Below are 12935 nucleotides of genomic sequence, written 5' to 3' on the forward strand. Positions count from 1 at the left end.
CAACCCCAACGACTCATGAGCGCTGTGCACTCAAGCGAGAGCAAGCTCCCTCGCCACAAAGTTCATTGCCGGACATACGGTCAGCATTTCCATCGTTTGTAGTCTCACGGTGTAAGCCTTGGCTTACTCTTTCGTAAGTGTTCCCTATTTTTGCAGGACGGCAGACGTCGATTGCTCAGAGTGATCGAGTTTAACTACTTGATTTAAAAGTTTATTTTTTATTGTGAAGTGCTTATTACAGGGTTTTTCAGCCCGCAACGCCGATTGCTCTCGGCAGGGAACTCTTTAGTATCAGCACTGTGTCGACGGACAGACACGCCCTTCAAGGAAGAGGGGAATGGACATCGCAGGACGCGATTCATCAGGACGATGAAAAGGAACACAGGGAATAGGGAAAAAATGTGGGCGGGTCAAACCGCCCCTTTTTTTGCCTGTAGAAAAGTAAAACCCGGAAAGCAAAAAGGCCCGCAAAGGGCCTTTTCGTAACGCGCGACAGATCAGCGTTCGAGATCTTTGATCTTGCCTTTGACGCCATCCCACTCTTCGGCATCCGGCAGCGATTCTTTCTTCTCGGTGATGTTCGGCCAGATTTCGGCCAATTCAACGTTCAGTTGAATGAACTCCTGCATATCCTCCGGAACTTCGTCCTCGGAGAAAATCGCGACGGCCGGGCATTCCGGTTCGCACAGGGCGCAGTCGATGCACTCATCCGGGTGAATCACCAGGAAGTTCGGGCCTTCGTAAAAGCAGTCCACCGGACAGACTTCTACGCAGTCGGTGTACTTGCACTTGATGCAGTTGTCGGTGACGACGAAGGTCATTTCTAATTTTCTCCTCAGGCGGCGGCAGCGTTGCCCCTTCACGGTTGGGGTCGCCAGGTTCGGGAGCGATGTCTGCCAGCCAGGCTATTAGCCAGCAGCATCCCAAACCGCGCGAGATTCTAACAGCTTGAAGCCGTTTGCGTTATATCCGGTTCTTTAGTGCTTAGATCCGGTTCTTGAGTGCATATAACAATTCGAGCGCTCGACGCGGGGTCAGGTCATCGAGATCCACTTTTGCCAGCTCATCGAGCACTGGGTGCGGCAGGCTGGCAAACATATCGCTTTGCTGCGGAGCGGCCGGTTTGCCTTTGATGGCAGGCTTGGGCGCTTCATGCGGCAATGCGGTGTCTTCCAGTCGGCTCAAGTGCTCGCGGGCGCGCACGATCACTTCACTCGGCACGCCGGCCAGTTGCGCTACCGCCAGGCCGTAGCTCTGGCTGGCAGGCCCCGGCAACACATGGTGCAGGAACACGATGCGCTCGTTGTGCTCGGTGGCGTTCAGATGCACGTTGGCCACCAAAGGTTCGGCTTCCGGCAACACGGTGAGCTCGAAATAATGCGTAGCAAATAGAGTATAGGCACGCAGATGCGCCAGACGCTCGGCGGCCGCCCATGCCAGCGACAGGCCGTCGAAGGTGCTGGTGCCGCGCCCAACTTCGTCCATCAGCACCAGGCTGCGTTCGGTAGCGTTGTGCAGGATGTTGGCGGTTTCGCTCATCTCGACCATAAAGGTCGAACGGCCACCGGCCAGGTCATCGCTGGAGCCGATCCGGGTGAAGATCCGGTCCACCAGCGACAACTCGCAACTGGCCGCCGGCACGAAGCTGCCGATATGCGCCAGCAGCACGATCAACGCGGTCTGGCGCATGTAGGTGGATTTACCGCCCATGTTCGGACCGGTGATCACCAGCATCCGGGTGTTGTCATCCAGGCTCAGGTCGTTGGCCACGAACGGCGTGGTCAGCACTTGCTCGACCACCGGGTGACGACCCTGGGTAATGCGCATGCACGGCTCGCTGACGAAGCGCGGGCAGTTCAGGTCAAGGTTCAGCGCACGTTCGGCGAGGTTGCTCAGCACATCCAGTTCGGCCAGTGCGCCGGCGGTGTCCTGCAGTGGTGGCAACTGGCTGATCAGGTCTTCTAGCAGCGCTTCGTAGAGCATTTTCTCGCGGGCGAGGGCACGGCTCTTGGCCGACAGCGCCTTGTCTTCGAACTCTTTCAGCTCCGGCGTGATGAAGCGCTCGGCGCCCTTGAGCGTCTGGCGACGGATATAATCGGCCGGAGCGGATTCCGCCTGCTTGCTCGGCAGCTCGATGAAGTAGCCGTGAATGCGGTTGTAGCCGACTTTCAGGTTGGCCAGGCCAGTGCGCGCCTTTTCCCGGGCTTCGAGATCGATCAGGAACTGGCCGGCGTTCTCGCTCAGCGATTGCAGCTCATCGAGTTCGCTGTCGTAACCGGTTTTCAGCACGCCGCCGTCGCGGATCACCGCTGGCGGGTTGTCGATAATGGCTTTTTCCAGCAGCGCTGCCAGTTCCGGGTAGGTGCTGGTGGTGGTTGCCAGGCGTTGCAGGTGCGGCGCTTCCAGGTCGGTCATCGCCACTTGCAGTTGTGGCAGGGCGCCGAGAGCATCACGCAGTCGCGCAAGGTCGCGAGGGCGCGCATTGCGCAGGCCGATCCGCGCCAGAATCCGCTCGATGTCGCCGATTTCCTTCAGCTGTGGCTGGAGTTTTTCGAAGCGGTAGCCATCGAGCAGGCAAGTGATCGAGGTCTGCCGCGCCAGCAGCACGGTCAGATCACGCAGCGGACGGTTCAGCCAACGAGTCAGCAGGCGGCTGCCCATCGCGGTCTGGCAGCGATCGACCACCGACTGCAGGGTGTTGTCGCGACCGCCGGCCAGGTTGGTATCGAGTTCCAGGTTGCGGCGACTGGCGCCGTCGAGCACCACAGTGTCATCCAGGCGCTCATGACGCAGGCTGCGCAGATGGGGCAGGGCGGTGCGCTGGGTTTCCTTGGCGTAGGCCAGCAGGCAACCGGCGGCGCCGATGGCCAGGGTCAGGGTTTCGCAGCCGAAGCCTTTCAGGTCTTGCGTGGAAAACTGCTGGCAGAGACTTTTCAGCGCCGAGTCACGCTCGAAATCCCACGGTGCACGACGACGCACGCCACGGCGTTTTTCCGCCGGCAGGTCTTTCGGCCAGTCGTCCGGGATCAGCAGTTCCACCGGGTTGACCCGCTCCAGTTCCGCCAGCAGGTTCTCCCAGCCCTTGATCTCGAGCACGGTGAAGTTGCCACTGGTGATGTCCAGCACAGCCAGACCGAACAGACGCTCGTCGCCCAGTACCGCCGCAATCAGATTGTCGCGGCGCTCATCGAGTAGCGCCTCGTCACTGACCGTGCCCGGGGTAATGATCCGCACCACCTGACGTTCTACCGGACCTTTACTGGTGGCCGGATCGCCGACCTGCTCGCAGATCACTACCGACTCGCCGAGCTTGACCAGTTTCGCCAGATAACCTTCCGCCGCGTGGTAAGGAATTCCGCACATCGGAATCGCCTGTCCCGCCGACTGACCGCGCGCGGTCAGGGTGATGTCGAGCAACTTGGCAGCCTTCTTCGCGTCTTCATAGAAGATCTCGTAGAAGTCGCCCATGCGATAGAACATCAGCTGGTCCGGGTGCTGGTTCTTCAGGCGCCAGTACTGCTGCATCATCGGGGTGTGGGAGGACAGGTCGGAGACGGCTTTATTCATCGGATTGTCAGGTAACTCGTTAAATGATGTAGGGCAAAAGCAAGGGCAACCGCCGGGCTTTTCCGCGATGGGCGCAAGGTTACCATGGGCGGTCTGCTTGACGCAGGCATGACAGTCCGCTGGCACTTTCTGCGTTTAATTGTGATATATGCACGATTTATGCAAATCAGCATTTGTCTTCGGAAAAAACTTCAAGCACTATGCGCGTTATGCAAAAACGCAACGTATCCTCCGTCTTAAGAGCACTGCTCGACCAGCACGGGATCTCCCCTACGGAGCTCCACCGTCGCACCGGCGTGCCTCAATCAACGCTCTCGCGGATTCTCAGCGGGAAGATCGTCGATCCTTCGGATAAACACATTTCGAAGATCGCCGAATACTTCAATGTGAGCACTGATCAATTGCGTGGTCGCGCAGACGTCGCACCAGCGATGGGCGGCGCGCGCGATGACGTGCATGCGGAACTCAAGGACATAAGCCTGTGGGACGACGATACCCCTGTCGATGACGACGAGGTGTCGGTGCCCTTTCTTCGCGAGGTTGAATTGGCTGCTGGATCAGGAAGATTCGTCATCGAAGAGAGCGAACGCTCTAGCCTGCGCTTCGGCAAGCGCAGCCTGCGCCACAACGGTGTGCAGTTCGACCAGGCCAAATGCGTGACGGTGCGCGGTAACAGCATGATGCCAGTGCTGCGTGATGGCGCCACGGTCGGGGTGAACGCCGGCAAGTGCGGGATCGGCGACATCATCGATGGCGACCTGTACGCGATCAATCACAACGGTCAGTTGCGTGTGAAGCAGCTCTATCGCCTGCCGACCGGCATCCGTCTGCGCAGCTTCAATCGTGATGAGCATCCGGACGAGGACTACAGCTTCCAGGACATGCAGGAAGAGCAGATCGTCATCCTCGGTCACGTCTTCTGGTGGGGCATGTACGCTCGATAGACTTCCCCCTTCACTGAAAACCCGCCCCTTGGCGGGTTTTTTTTCGCCCGAGTAAAACCCCCAAAGCCTTGATTTATGCGGCATTCATGCGTCGGTGCATTTCTTGCGCATAAATAAATGCATTTATGCATTGACTGTATATGCATCCATGCATATCCTTGCCACCAAGCCGCTCGACAAAGCGGCTGGCAACAACAGCTCTTTAGTTCCACAAGAACAGGCAGCGATGAACCGGCCTCAACGGTTCAGAGGGTTGGCAACTGACCCGGGTGTGCAGCGTAAAGCACCAGAAGCAGTTATCCGGCGGGCAGGGACCGCGGTCGGAAAAACAATTTGAATGGACTCGTACCGCGCCAGTAGCGCCGAAAAGTCAGCTTCCTTCTCGAACACAGGATTTGAAGGAAGGCGAAGGAGCGCATTACTGAAAAGCCCGGCAACCATTGCCGGGCTTTTTGGAATGCCTACCCGGGCAGAAACGAAAAGCCGGAATGCCGGCAATCAATAAGGATGATGAGCATGAAGAAGTACGCACGTGTTGTCGCAGGCAAAGTCGACAACATTTTTGAAACCGCTAACCCGATCACCGAAGAGTTTCCGGCGAACCAAGTCTGGGTGGATGTCAGCGCATTGCCCAAAATCGACTACTCCTGGAACGCGGTGAACACCGACGGCGTCTGGACATTTACCGACAGCGATATGTGGGGGCAACCGTCCTCGTTGGCCGTTCAAATGCGTAACGAAAGAGCTATTCGTTTCGACAAAGTCAACACCACCCTGGCGTCGTCGGCGCTGGTGCAGAAGGTTGAGCTGGGGCTGGCCACGCCGGCAGAGGAAGCCGCACTGCTGGAATACAAGCAGTTCTTCATCGCGATGAGCAACGTCAACAAACAGCCGGACTACCCGCTGACTGTTACCTGGCCTCAAGTTCCATAAACAGCGCTTGGCGCGTTCACAGCGTTCAGGCGCGGTGAACGCGAGATCGAAATACCGAGCAGTGGGTGTTGGAAACCTTAAACCAAGGAGAAACACATGAACCGATACGTCTTTATTTCATTGAGCACTTTCAAAGTTTATCGGGTGCTCGACACTGATGAGGGGATGCCGACCAGTCCTCCCGATGGCGTGTGGGGGCAATGGGTGGATGCCACTGGAAATACCGAAGTTGTGGTCGGATGGAACGCTAGATTTGTCAACAATCAATGGGAGTTGCATGCACCCACCTATGAGGAGGTGGCCGCTGAAGTCAAAGTTCTTGCGATTCAACGGTTGTCGGATGCCAGAGGCTGGCTGAGCATCAACCCGGTGGATTACAAGAAGGATTTGGGCATTGCAACGCCAGAGGAAGAAGCGGCGCTATTGGCTTATAAGCAATACGTCGTCGCGGTGTGCGATTTCAAGAATCAGCCAGGTTACCCGTACACCATCATTTGGCCGACAGTACCTTTTCCGCTGGTTTGAATCGGCTGTGTGATTTTATTGGTCTGCATTGCTCAAAAGCCCGGCCCTGTGCCGGGCTTTTTGGAATGCCTACCTCAAGAGAAAGCGATTGAACCCAACACACACCATTCATCCAACACTGCCGGAGGCGTGACATGACAAACGAGCAACAAGCGTTGGCGGACATGCCGATCTGGCTGGTCATCCTCCTCGCTGTAGTGGGCGGGGTGTCCGGCGAAATGTGGCGCGCCGACAAGGAGGGCGCCCGTGGCTGGTCATTGCTGCGGCGTCTGGCCCTGCGCTCCGGCGCCTGCATGATCTGCGGCGTCTCGGCGATCATGCTGCTGTACGCCGCCGGACTATCCATCTGGGCCGCTGGTGCCTTCGGTTGCCTGACCGCCATGGCCGGTGCCGACGTGGCCATCGGTCTGTATGAACGCTGGGCGGCCAAGCGCATTGGCGTCTGCGAAGTTCCCCCGCCGCGCGATCCACAGTAACTCAACACTTTCCTGCCTCGCTGCAACTGCTGCGGCGGGGCTGCGCGTGGACATTTGAAAAGGAGGTCAATGCATGCCCGTACCGATCCAGCAGCCTTCGCAGCTGTTCACGGCGATGGCGACAACCCTGCGCAACAGCGCCGGCCTTAATCTGCAAGTTGGCAATCACGACGACTTCACGGCACCCGGCGCTCAGGCCTGGGCGTTGATCGACTTCGACCGTAATGCACCGGGCGCACGCGGCGCAGATGGACGTATCGCCCACGTCATGACGGTATCGCTGCAAGTCATTCCGGCAGTTTCCGCCAGTGCCTTTGCCGCCTGCGATCTGATCGCGGTGCTGAAAAACCTGATCACCGACAACCGTTGGGGACTGCCCGGTGCTCAATGTGATCTGCCGATGAACCTTGATGGTCTGCCGTCAGTACTCACACGCGCCGACCAGCAATTCAAGGCGTGGACGCTGACCTTCACCCAGATCCTCTATCTCGGCCCGACCTTGCTCGACGACCCGCTCGGTACGCCGAAATTCGCCCGTACCTGGGAAGTCAGCAACATCGATGACCCCGACCAATACACCGCGCTGGAGGCCTGACTGATGTTCGACGCATTACTGCGCATGCAACTGGGGCCGATCATCGAGCGGCTGGCCGAGATGGAAGCGGAAATCGACGACCTGCACCGACGCGCCGAGAGTTTTTGTCGCATCGGCATTTGCCAGACCGTCGATGCTGCGAGCAACACTTGTCAGGTCAGCCACGGTGGACTGCTGACGCCAGCCATCAAGTTCTTCAACCCGAGCGCCGGAGCGCAGAGCGAATCGCGGATTCCGAGCGTAGGCGAGCAGTGCCTGCTGTTCAACTACGGCAGCGGTGAAAGCGGCGCGCAAAGCGTGGCGTTGTTCGGCCTCAACAGTGACCGCTTTCCGCCGACGGCGACGGTACCGACGCTGACGCGCCGGGTGCATGTCGACGGCAGCGAAAGCGGCTACGACGACGCCACGCACACTTTGCACTGGCAGAACGGCCCGGCCGCATTCAGTGGTTCTCGCGAATCGCTTGCACTGAGCATCGGCCCGGCGCAACTGACGATGACGCCACAGCTGATCAGCCTGCAACTGGGCGCCGTCGGCCTGAGCATCGACGCCTCGGGCGTGCACTTCAGCGGCCCGTTGGTGGATCACCATGGCCGCGTCATCAGCCCCTGAATCAAGAGCTTCCCATGATCGGAATCGATAGAGACTCCGGGGCCACGGTCGACGACTGGCTGCAGTTTGTGCAGCGCGCGACACGAGCCCTGACCACGCCGCTGGGCACCCGGCAAAAAAGGCCCCTTTATGGCTCGCTGATCCCTACGCTGCTGGGGCAGAACCTCGGTGACGACGTTCTGCTTCTGGCGCAGAGCCACGCGGCTCAGGCGTTCTACAACGCGCAGAACGGGATCAGCGATTTTCAGCCGAGCGTGATCGTCGCCAGCCGTCAGGGCGCCGGTCTGCTGCTGCGTTTCGCCGGCACCTGGAAAAACCGTCAACAGACCTTCGAGGTAGTGACATGAGCATGTTGATCCCCGGCCAGAATCAGTTGGCCGAACCGGCGCTGATCACCGTCGACGCCTTCGAAGACCTGCTCGCCGAGTTCAAGACCTTCGTCGTCGAATACGTCGGTGCCCGAGCACCGGACAGCGCCGCGAAACTCAAGACCAGCCTCGACAACGAAAGCGAGCTGCTGACCCTCGCGCTGGAAGCCTTCTGCGTACGCCTGCAAACTCATGAACGCAAATACAACGCCCGCATCAAGCAGATGCTGGCGTGGTGGGCGACCGGCAGCAACCTCGATGCACGGCTGGCGGACATGGGCCTGGAGCGGCAGTTGCTCGATCCGGGCGATCCTGCAGCCTTCCCGCCGGTACCCGCGATTTACGAAAGCGACGACGACGCCCGGCTGCGCTATTACCTGGCACCGCATGCCCCGGCAGCGGGCTCGCGAATGCAGTATCGCCGCGAAGTGTTCACCCTCGGTGAGCGGCCGAAGGTGAAGGTCGAATCCACCGATGCCGGTGTGGTGAATGTCACCTACACCTTCAACCCTGATGGCCTCGCTGCACAGATCAAGGACGGCAACGGTCGCCGCACGGCGCCGGGCGAGGTGCAGGTCACGGTGTTGTCGCGAGACGGTGATGGCACGCCATCCGCCGCATTGCTCGATGGCGTGCGTCAGCACTTCGCCCGTCCTGATGTGCGACCGGAAACCGATCTGGTCACGGTCAAGCCTGCCGACATTCAACGCTACAAGATTCGTGTGTTGGCCAAGATCAATTCCGGCCCCGACTCTGGCCTGACCAAAGTTGCCGCACAGCAGCAATTGCAGGCCTACGCCGACAGTTGCCATCGCCTCGAAGGGCGGGTCGACCCGAGCTGGATCGACTACACGCTGCACAGCGCTGGCGCCGTGCAACTGCAGATTCTTGAACCGCTGGCGCCGATCGTCACCACGGCGTTTCAGGCGCCGTACTGCACGGCGGTCGAGGTCGAGGTGCTGACGCTATGAGTGAGCCAACGCATAGCCCGACGTTGCTGCCGGCCAACAGCTCGGCACTCGAACGTGGACTGGATCTGGGCTTCGGTGCGCTGCTTGATCGCATCGCGCCGCCGTTCCCCGAACTGATGAACCCGAGCAAAACGCCGCTCGCATTCCTGCCGTATCTGGCAGCGGATCGCGGTGTCGCCGAATGGAGCACCAGCGCACCGGAAGCGGAAAAGCGCTTGACCGTCGAACTGGCCTGGCCCACCGCGCGGCAGGCCGGCACTCGCAAGGCGCTGGAAAACGCAGCCAAGGGTTTGCAACTGCGCCCTGAAGTCCGCGCCTGGTACGAACAGACGCCGCCCGGCGTGCCTTACAGCTTCAGCGTGCGCGCCTTCAGCGACCAGCCCTACAGCGCAGAAATCGATGCCCGTCTCGACCGACGCCTGGCCGATGCCAAGAGCGAGCGAGACATTCTTTCGGTGACGGTTGGCTTGAGCGCATTCGGCAGCCACTCCATCGCCGCCGCGACTTTCTGCGGTGAGCTGACGACGGTTTATCCGGTGTTCATCGAAGGGCTTGAAACCTCTGGCGAGGCGTTCATGGCCGCCGCGATGTACACCGTCGAAACATCCACTATTTATCCTCAGGGGGCCTGAATGGCTGACTATTACACCCTGCTCACCAACGCAGGGATTGCCTACGAAACGGCGTGCAAGGCCGCGGGGACACCGATCAAGCTGACGCAGATTTCTGTCGGCGACGGCGGCGGCTCGGTCTACAACCCGGCCGCGACCGCCACCGCGCTAAAACGCGAAGTCTGGCGCGGGCCGCTCAACGCCCTGTTCCAGGACGAGAAGAACCCGAGCTGGTTGCTTGCCGAAGTGACCATTCCGCCGGACGTTGGCGGTTGGTATGTGCGTGAAGCCGGGCTGTGGACCGACACCGGGATTCTCTACGCCATCGTCAAATATCCGGAGTCGTTCAAACCGGTGCTGGCGACTTCGGGCTCGGGCAAAGAGTTCTACATTCGCTCGATTTTCGAAACCAGCAATGCATCGCTGGTAACGTTGCTGATCGATGACACCGTGGTCAAGGCTACCCGTGCGTGGGTCATGAGTTACCTCGCCGAAGAACTCGGCAAACTCGATGGCAAGCAATCGGTGCGCGTCGCGGCCTCCACCAACATCGTGTTGAACGGTGCGCAACAGATCGACGGCGTGGCCGTGATTGCCGGTGACCGCGTGCTGCTGGCGAACCAGACCCTGGCCAAGGACAACGGCCTGTGGATTGTCGCCAATGGCGACTGGGTGCGGGCGACGGATGCCAATACCAGTGCAAAGGTCACGCCGGGCCTGACGGTGATGGTCGAGGAGGGCACGGCCAACGGCGATTCGCTGTGGCACCTGACCACCAATGCGCCGATCACCCTCGGCACTACCGCGTTGGCGTTCAAGATGCTGGCCGGGCGAACCGGGATTGCTGCCGGGACTTACAAGAGTCTGACGGTTGATGAATATGGCCGGGCGACGGCGGGAGCGAACCCCGAGACGCTGGCCGGATTTGGTATCAAGGATTCGTACACCAAGGCTGAAGTTGAAGCGTTGATTGCCAAGGCGTCGGCGTTGCCGGTGGGCTCGATTGTGGCGTTCCCGGTTGATGCACCGCCGCCTGGTTTTCTGGAGCTGGATAACAGCGTCAAGAGCAGTGCGACTTACCCGGACTTGAGCGCTTATCTGGGCGGCAAGTTCAACAGGGGTGATGAGGGTGTTGGGAACTTCCGGTTGCCTGAGGCGCGTGGTGAGTTCTTGCGCGGATGGGATCATGGGCGTGGGGTGGATTCGGGGCGCGGTCTAGGTAGTCTGCAGTCCATGCAGGCAGAGGGGCACTCACATGTAACGGGTGTGAATGATACGGCGGCAGTTGCGTCGATTCAGAGTGCACGTGGCATGGGTGCCGGTGCGGGAAGTTGGCCGTACGGAGCGGAAGCTATCGGTATTGCTGGAACAAACTCCGTAAGCACCAATACAACTTACTACCCTTCCGGTGAGGACAGCTGGCTGAAGACCGGTCCAGCCATTTCGCTGGGTACCGGCGAAACACGCCCACGCAACATCGCCGTCATGTGGTGCATCAAAGCCTGGAACGCCCCGGTCAATCAGGGAACCATCGATGTCGCCGCGCTGGCCAAGGAAGTCGAACGGCTCAAATCCGCTGTTCCGGTGGGGGCGGTTCTGGCATTCCCGACCGGGATCGTTGCGCCGGGTTATCTGGAGCTGGATGGTAGCGTGCAGAGCATTGCGACTTATCCGGATCTGGCGGCTTTTCTCGGTACAACTTACAACAAGGGCAATGAGGGAGTAGGTAATTTCCGCTTGCCGGAATCACGTGGTGAATTTTTGCGCGGCTGGGATCATGGGCGTGGAGTCGACGCCGGGCGAAACGTAGGCAGTTACCAGGCCGGTACGAAGATCCAGGGTGACAACGTCGAGGCGCCAGCCGTTCAAGGCATTGGAAACTCCGACGCGATTGATGCCGATCCGGCACCTGATTTCAAAGGCGACATCTACTACACGTCCACTGGTGTCACTGTCCTCAATACAGGCTCGTACTGGAAAACCGTGCGCCCGCGAAACCTCGCCGTCATGTGGTGCATCAAAGCCTGGAACGCGCCGATCAATCAAGGCAGCATCGATATCGCTGCGTTGGCTACGGATGTGCAAGTAATGGCCAGCAACCGGGGTATAGCGGGCGACGTTCGCAACGGCCGGATGATCGTGAAAGCAGAATCGGCGACCGCTACTTATACCGCGGATGAATTAATCGTCAAAGACGCGCTGGGTGGACGGCAGTGGGTACTGCCGAATCTTTCTTTGAACATCAATCTTGAGGCAACAGGCGAAGGCGGTATGGACACAGGCACGGCACCTGTCAGTGGCTATGTAGCGCTCTATGTCATCCACGATCCCGTTGTACGCAAGGCTGCACTCTATGCAGTAAATGCTACTTCAAGTGTTATGCCCGAGCTTTGCAAGAAACCTATGCCTTCCGGCTACATCGCCTCCGCGCTTGTTGCAGTGGTGGCCACCAATGCATCGGGGCAATTTCTGCCAGTCATTGTCAACGGGCGCCGGCACTACATCCGATTGCTGCAAATGTTTGCCACAACGGCGAACTATGCCAATACACCGTGGGCGATAGGAGGGGTAGTGCCGCCCAACGCAAAGTCTTTCTCTGGCGAGTTGGGGATGCATAGCACCACAGGTGGTGCGATGTCGATCAACCTGTCTACTGGCGCCTATGGGATAGGTCAAAGCAACTTCACCAACTCGATCAATGCGGGTCAGTTGATGTTGGTCAACTACCACGACGTGGCCATGGATACGCCGCAAATAACCTATGTAATAACGAGCAGTAATACAGGCGGGCCGACATTCTCTGCGTACTGCAACGGATATTCGATATGAGCAAGTTTGTACAAATATTTGACGAAAAAGTTGTGACGGTATTTTCCTGTCCCCAGGATCCGACGTACTGGTCAGATGTGGTTGAAGTGGATGATGAGGATCCACGCTACATCGCCTTCTCGACGATGCTCCAGGCTATTGGCGATCCGGTTTCCAACTCTGGTCAACCTGATTCCGTGAGCAGCTCCCAATCGAACACTGACCGACCTTCCTGAACGCCCCGCACCCCGAGGCGTTTTCTTGTCCGCTTAAAACCAATCAACACCCGCCAAGCCCCTCCCCAAGAGGGGCTTTCCCGTTTATGGAGAAACGAAAAATGGCAACCCGCCAAACCTACACCGTGCTCGTCCCATTCCCCACCGGCGGTGGGCACTGGTCGAGCGTCGGTCAAGACCTTGATCTGCTCGACGTCGAAGCCAACGCGCTGCACAGCGCCGGTCGACTTGAACTGAAAACACCTACCACCCAGGCCAAAAAGGCCGCTGCCAAGAAGGCTGACTAACC

14 protein-coding genes are annotated in these 12935 nt (G+C 59.1%); 12 read left to right on the top strand and 2 right to left on the bottom strand.

The genetic code is table 11. The features are described from left to right. Window positions 1-497 precede the first annotated feature (497 nt). Window positions 498-821, bottom strand: coding sequence for a ferredoxin FdxA (fdxA, locus tag NTD85_RS16860; RefSeq protein WP_003222178.1), 324 nt, complete (start codon window positions 819-821; stop codon window positions 498-500). Between the two features lie 163 nt (window positions 822-984). Further along, window positions 985-3567 carry a DNA mismatch repair protein MutS gene (gene mutS, locus NTD85_RS16865; protein WP_003222179.1) on the bottom strand — a complete coding sequence of 861 codons (2583 nt, stop codon included), beginning with the start codon at window positions 3565-3567 and terminating at the stop codon, window positions 985-987. 209 nt (window positions 3568-3776) lie between these two features. Here mutS and NTD85_RS16870 point away from each other — a divergent pair, with 209 nt between their 5' ends. The 12 genes from NTD85_RS16870 (at window position 3777) to NTD85_RS16925 (ending at window position 12933) form a co-directional block, all read left to right on the top strand. After that, a complete protein-coding gene (locus NTD85_RS16870) occupies window positions 3777-4511 on the top strand; it encodes a helix-turn-helix transcriptional regulator (protein ID WP_262142726.1) in 735 nt (244 codons plus the stop codon). Window positions 4512-5027: 516 nt separating this feature from the next. Further along, the gene (locus NTD85_RS16875) at window positions 5028-5444 is read left to right on the top strand and encodes a tail fiber assembly protein (protein ID WP_262142727.1); all 417 of its coding nucleotides are present in this window, start codon (window positions 5028-5030) and stop codon (window positions 5442-5444) included. 96 nt (window positions 5445-5540) lie between these two features. Then, window positions 5541-5969 (top strand): tail fiber assembly protein, encoded by a 429-nt coding sequence (locus tag NTD85_RS16880; RefSeq protein ID WP_262142728.1) that lies wholly within the window; start codon window positions 5541-5543, stop codon window positions 5967-5969. A gap of 134 nt (window positions 5970-6103) precedes the next feature. Continuing rightward, complete coding sequence (locus NTD85_RS16885; protein ID WP_003222183.1) at window positions 6104-6445, top strand: phage holin family protein; 342 nt, start codon at window positions 6104-6106, stop codon at window positions 6443-6445. Window positions 6446-6518: 73 nt separating this feature from the next. After that, the gene (locus NTD85_RS16890) at window positions 6519-7040 is read left to right on the top strand and encodes a hypothetical protein (protein WP_262142729.1); all 522 of its coding nucleotides are present in this window, start codon (window positions 6519-6521) and stop codon (window positions 7038-7040) included. A gap of 3 nt (window positions 7041-7043) precedes the next feature. After that, complete coding sequence (locus NTD85_RS16895; protein ID WP_262142730.1) at window positions 7044-7652, top strand: phage baseplate assembly protein V; 609 nt, start codon at window positions 7044-7046, stop codon at window positions 7650-7652. Window positions 7653-7666: 14 nt separating this feature from the next. Beyond that, on the top strand, window positions 7667-7999 hold the full coding sequence (locus NTD85_RS16900; RefSeq protein WP_003222189.1) for a phage baseplate protein: 333 nt from the start codon (window positions 7667-7669) through the stop codon (window positions 7997-7999). Continuing rightward, entirely contained in the window at window positions 7996-8991 is a 996-nt protein-coding gene (locus NTD85_RS16905; protein ID WP_262142731.1) for a baseplate J/gp47 family protein, read from the top strand. Before NTD85_RS16900 ends, NTD85_RS16905 begins: the two co-directional genes overlap by 4 nt. Then, window positions 8988-9623 (top strand): phage tail protein I, encoded by a 636-nt coding sequence (locus tag NTD85_RS16910; RefSeq protein ID WP_262142732.1) that lies wholly within the window; start codon window positions 8988-8990, stop codon window positions 9621-9623. Before NTD85_RS16905 ends, NTD85_RS16910 begins: the two co-directional genes overlap by 4 nt. Continuing rightward, window positions 9624-12431 carry a phage tail protein gene (locus tag NTD85_RS16915; RefSeq protein WP_262142733.1) on the top strand — a complete coding sequence of 936 codons (2808 nt, stop codon included), beginning with the start codon at window positions 9624-9626 and terminating at the stop codon, window positions 12429-12431. Continuing rightward, window positions 12428-12646, top strand: coding sequence for a hypothetical protein (locus tag NTD85_RS16920; protein WP_262142734.1), 219 nt, complete (start codon window positions 12428-12430; stop codon window positions 12644-12646). Before NTD85_RS16915 ends, NTD85_RS16920 begins: the two co-directional genes overlap by 4 nt. A gap of 101 nt (window positions 12647-12747) precedes the next feature. After that, window positions 12748-12933, top strand: a complete 186-nt coding sequence (locus NTD85_RS16925; protein ID WP_262142735.1) for a hypothetical protein — start codon at window positions 12748-12750, stop codon at window positions 12931-12933. Window positions 12934-12935 lie beyond the last annotated feature (2 nt).

Source organism: Pseudomonas sp. 13B_3.2_Bac1, assembly GCF_025466205.1.
Classification (GTDB): Bacteria; Pseudomonadota; Gammaproteobacteria; order Pseudomonadales; family Pseudomonadaceae; genus Aquipseudomonas; species Aquipseudomonas fluorescens_H.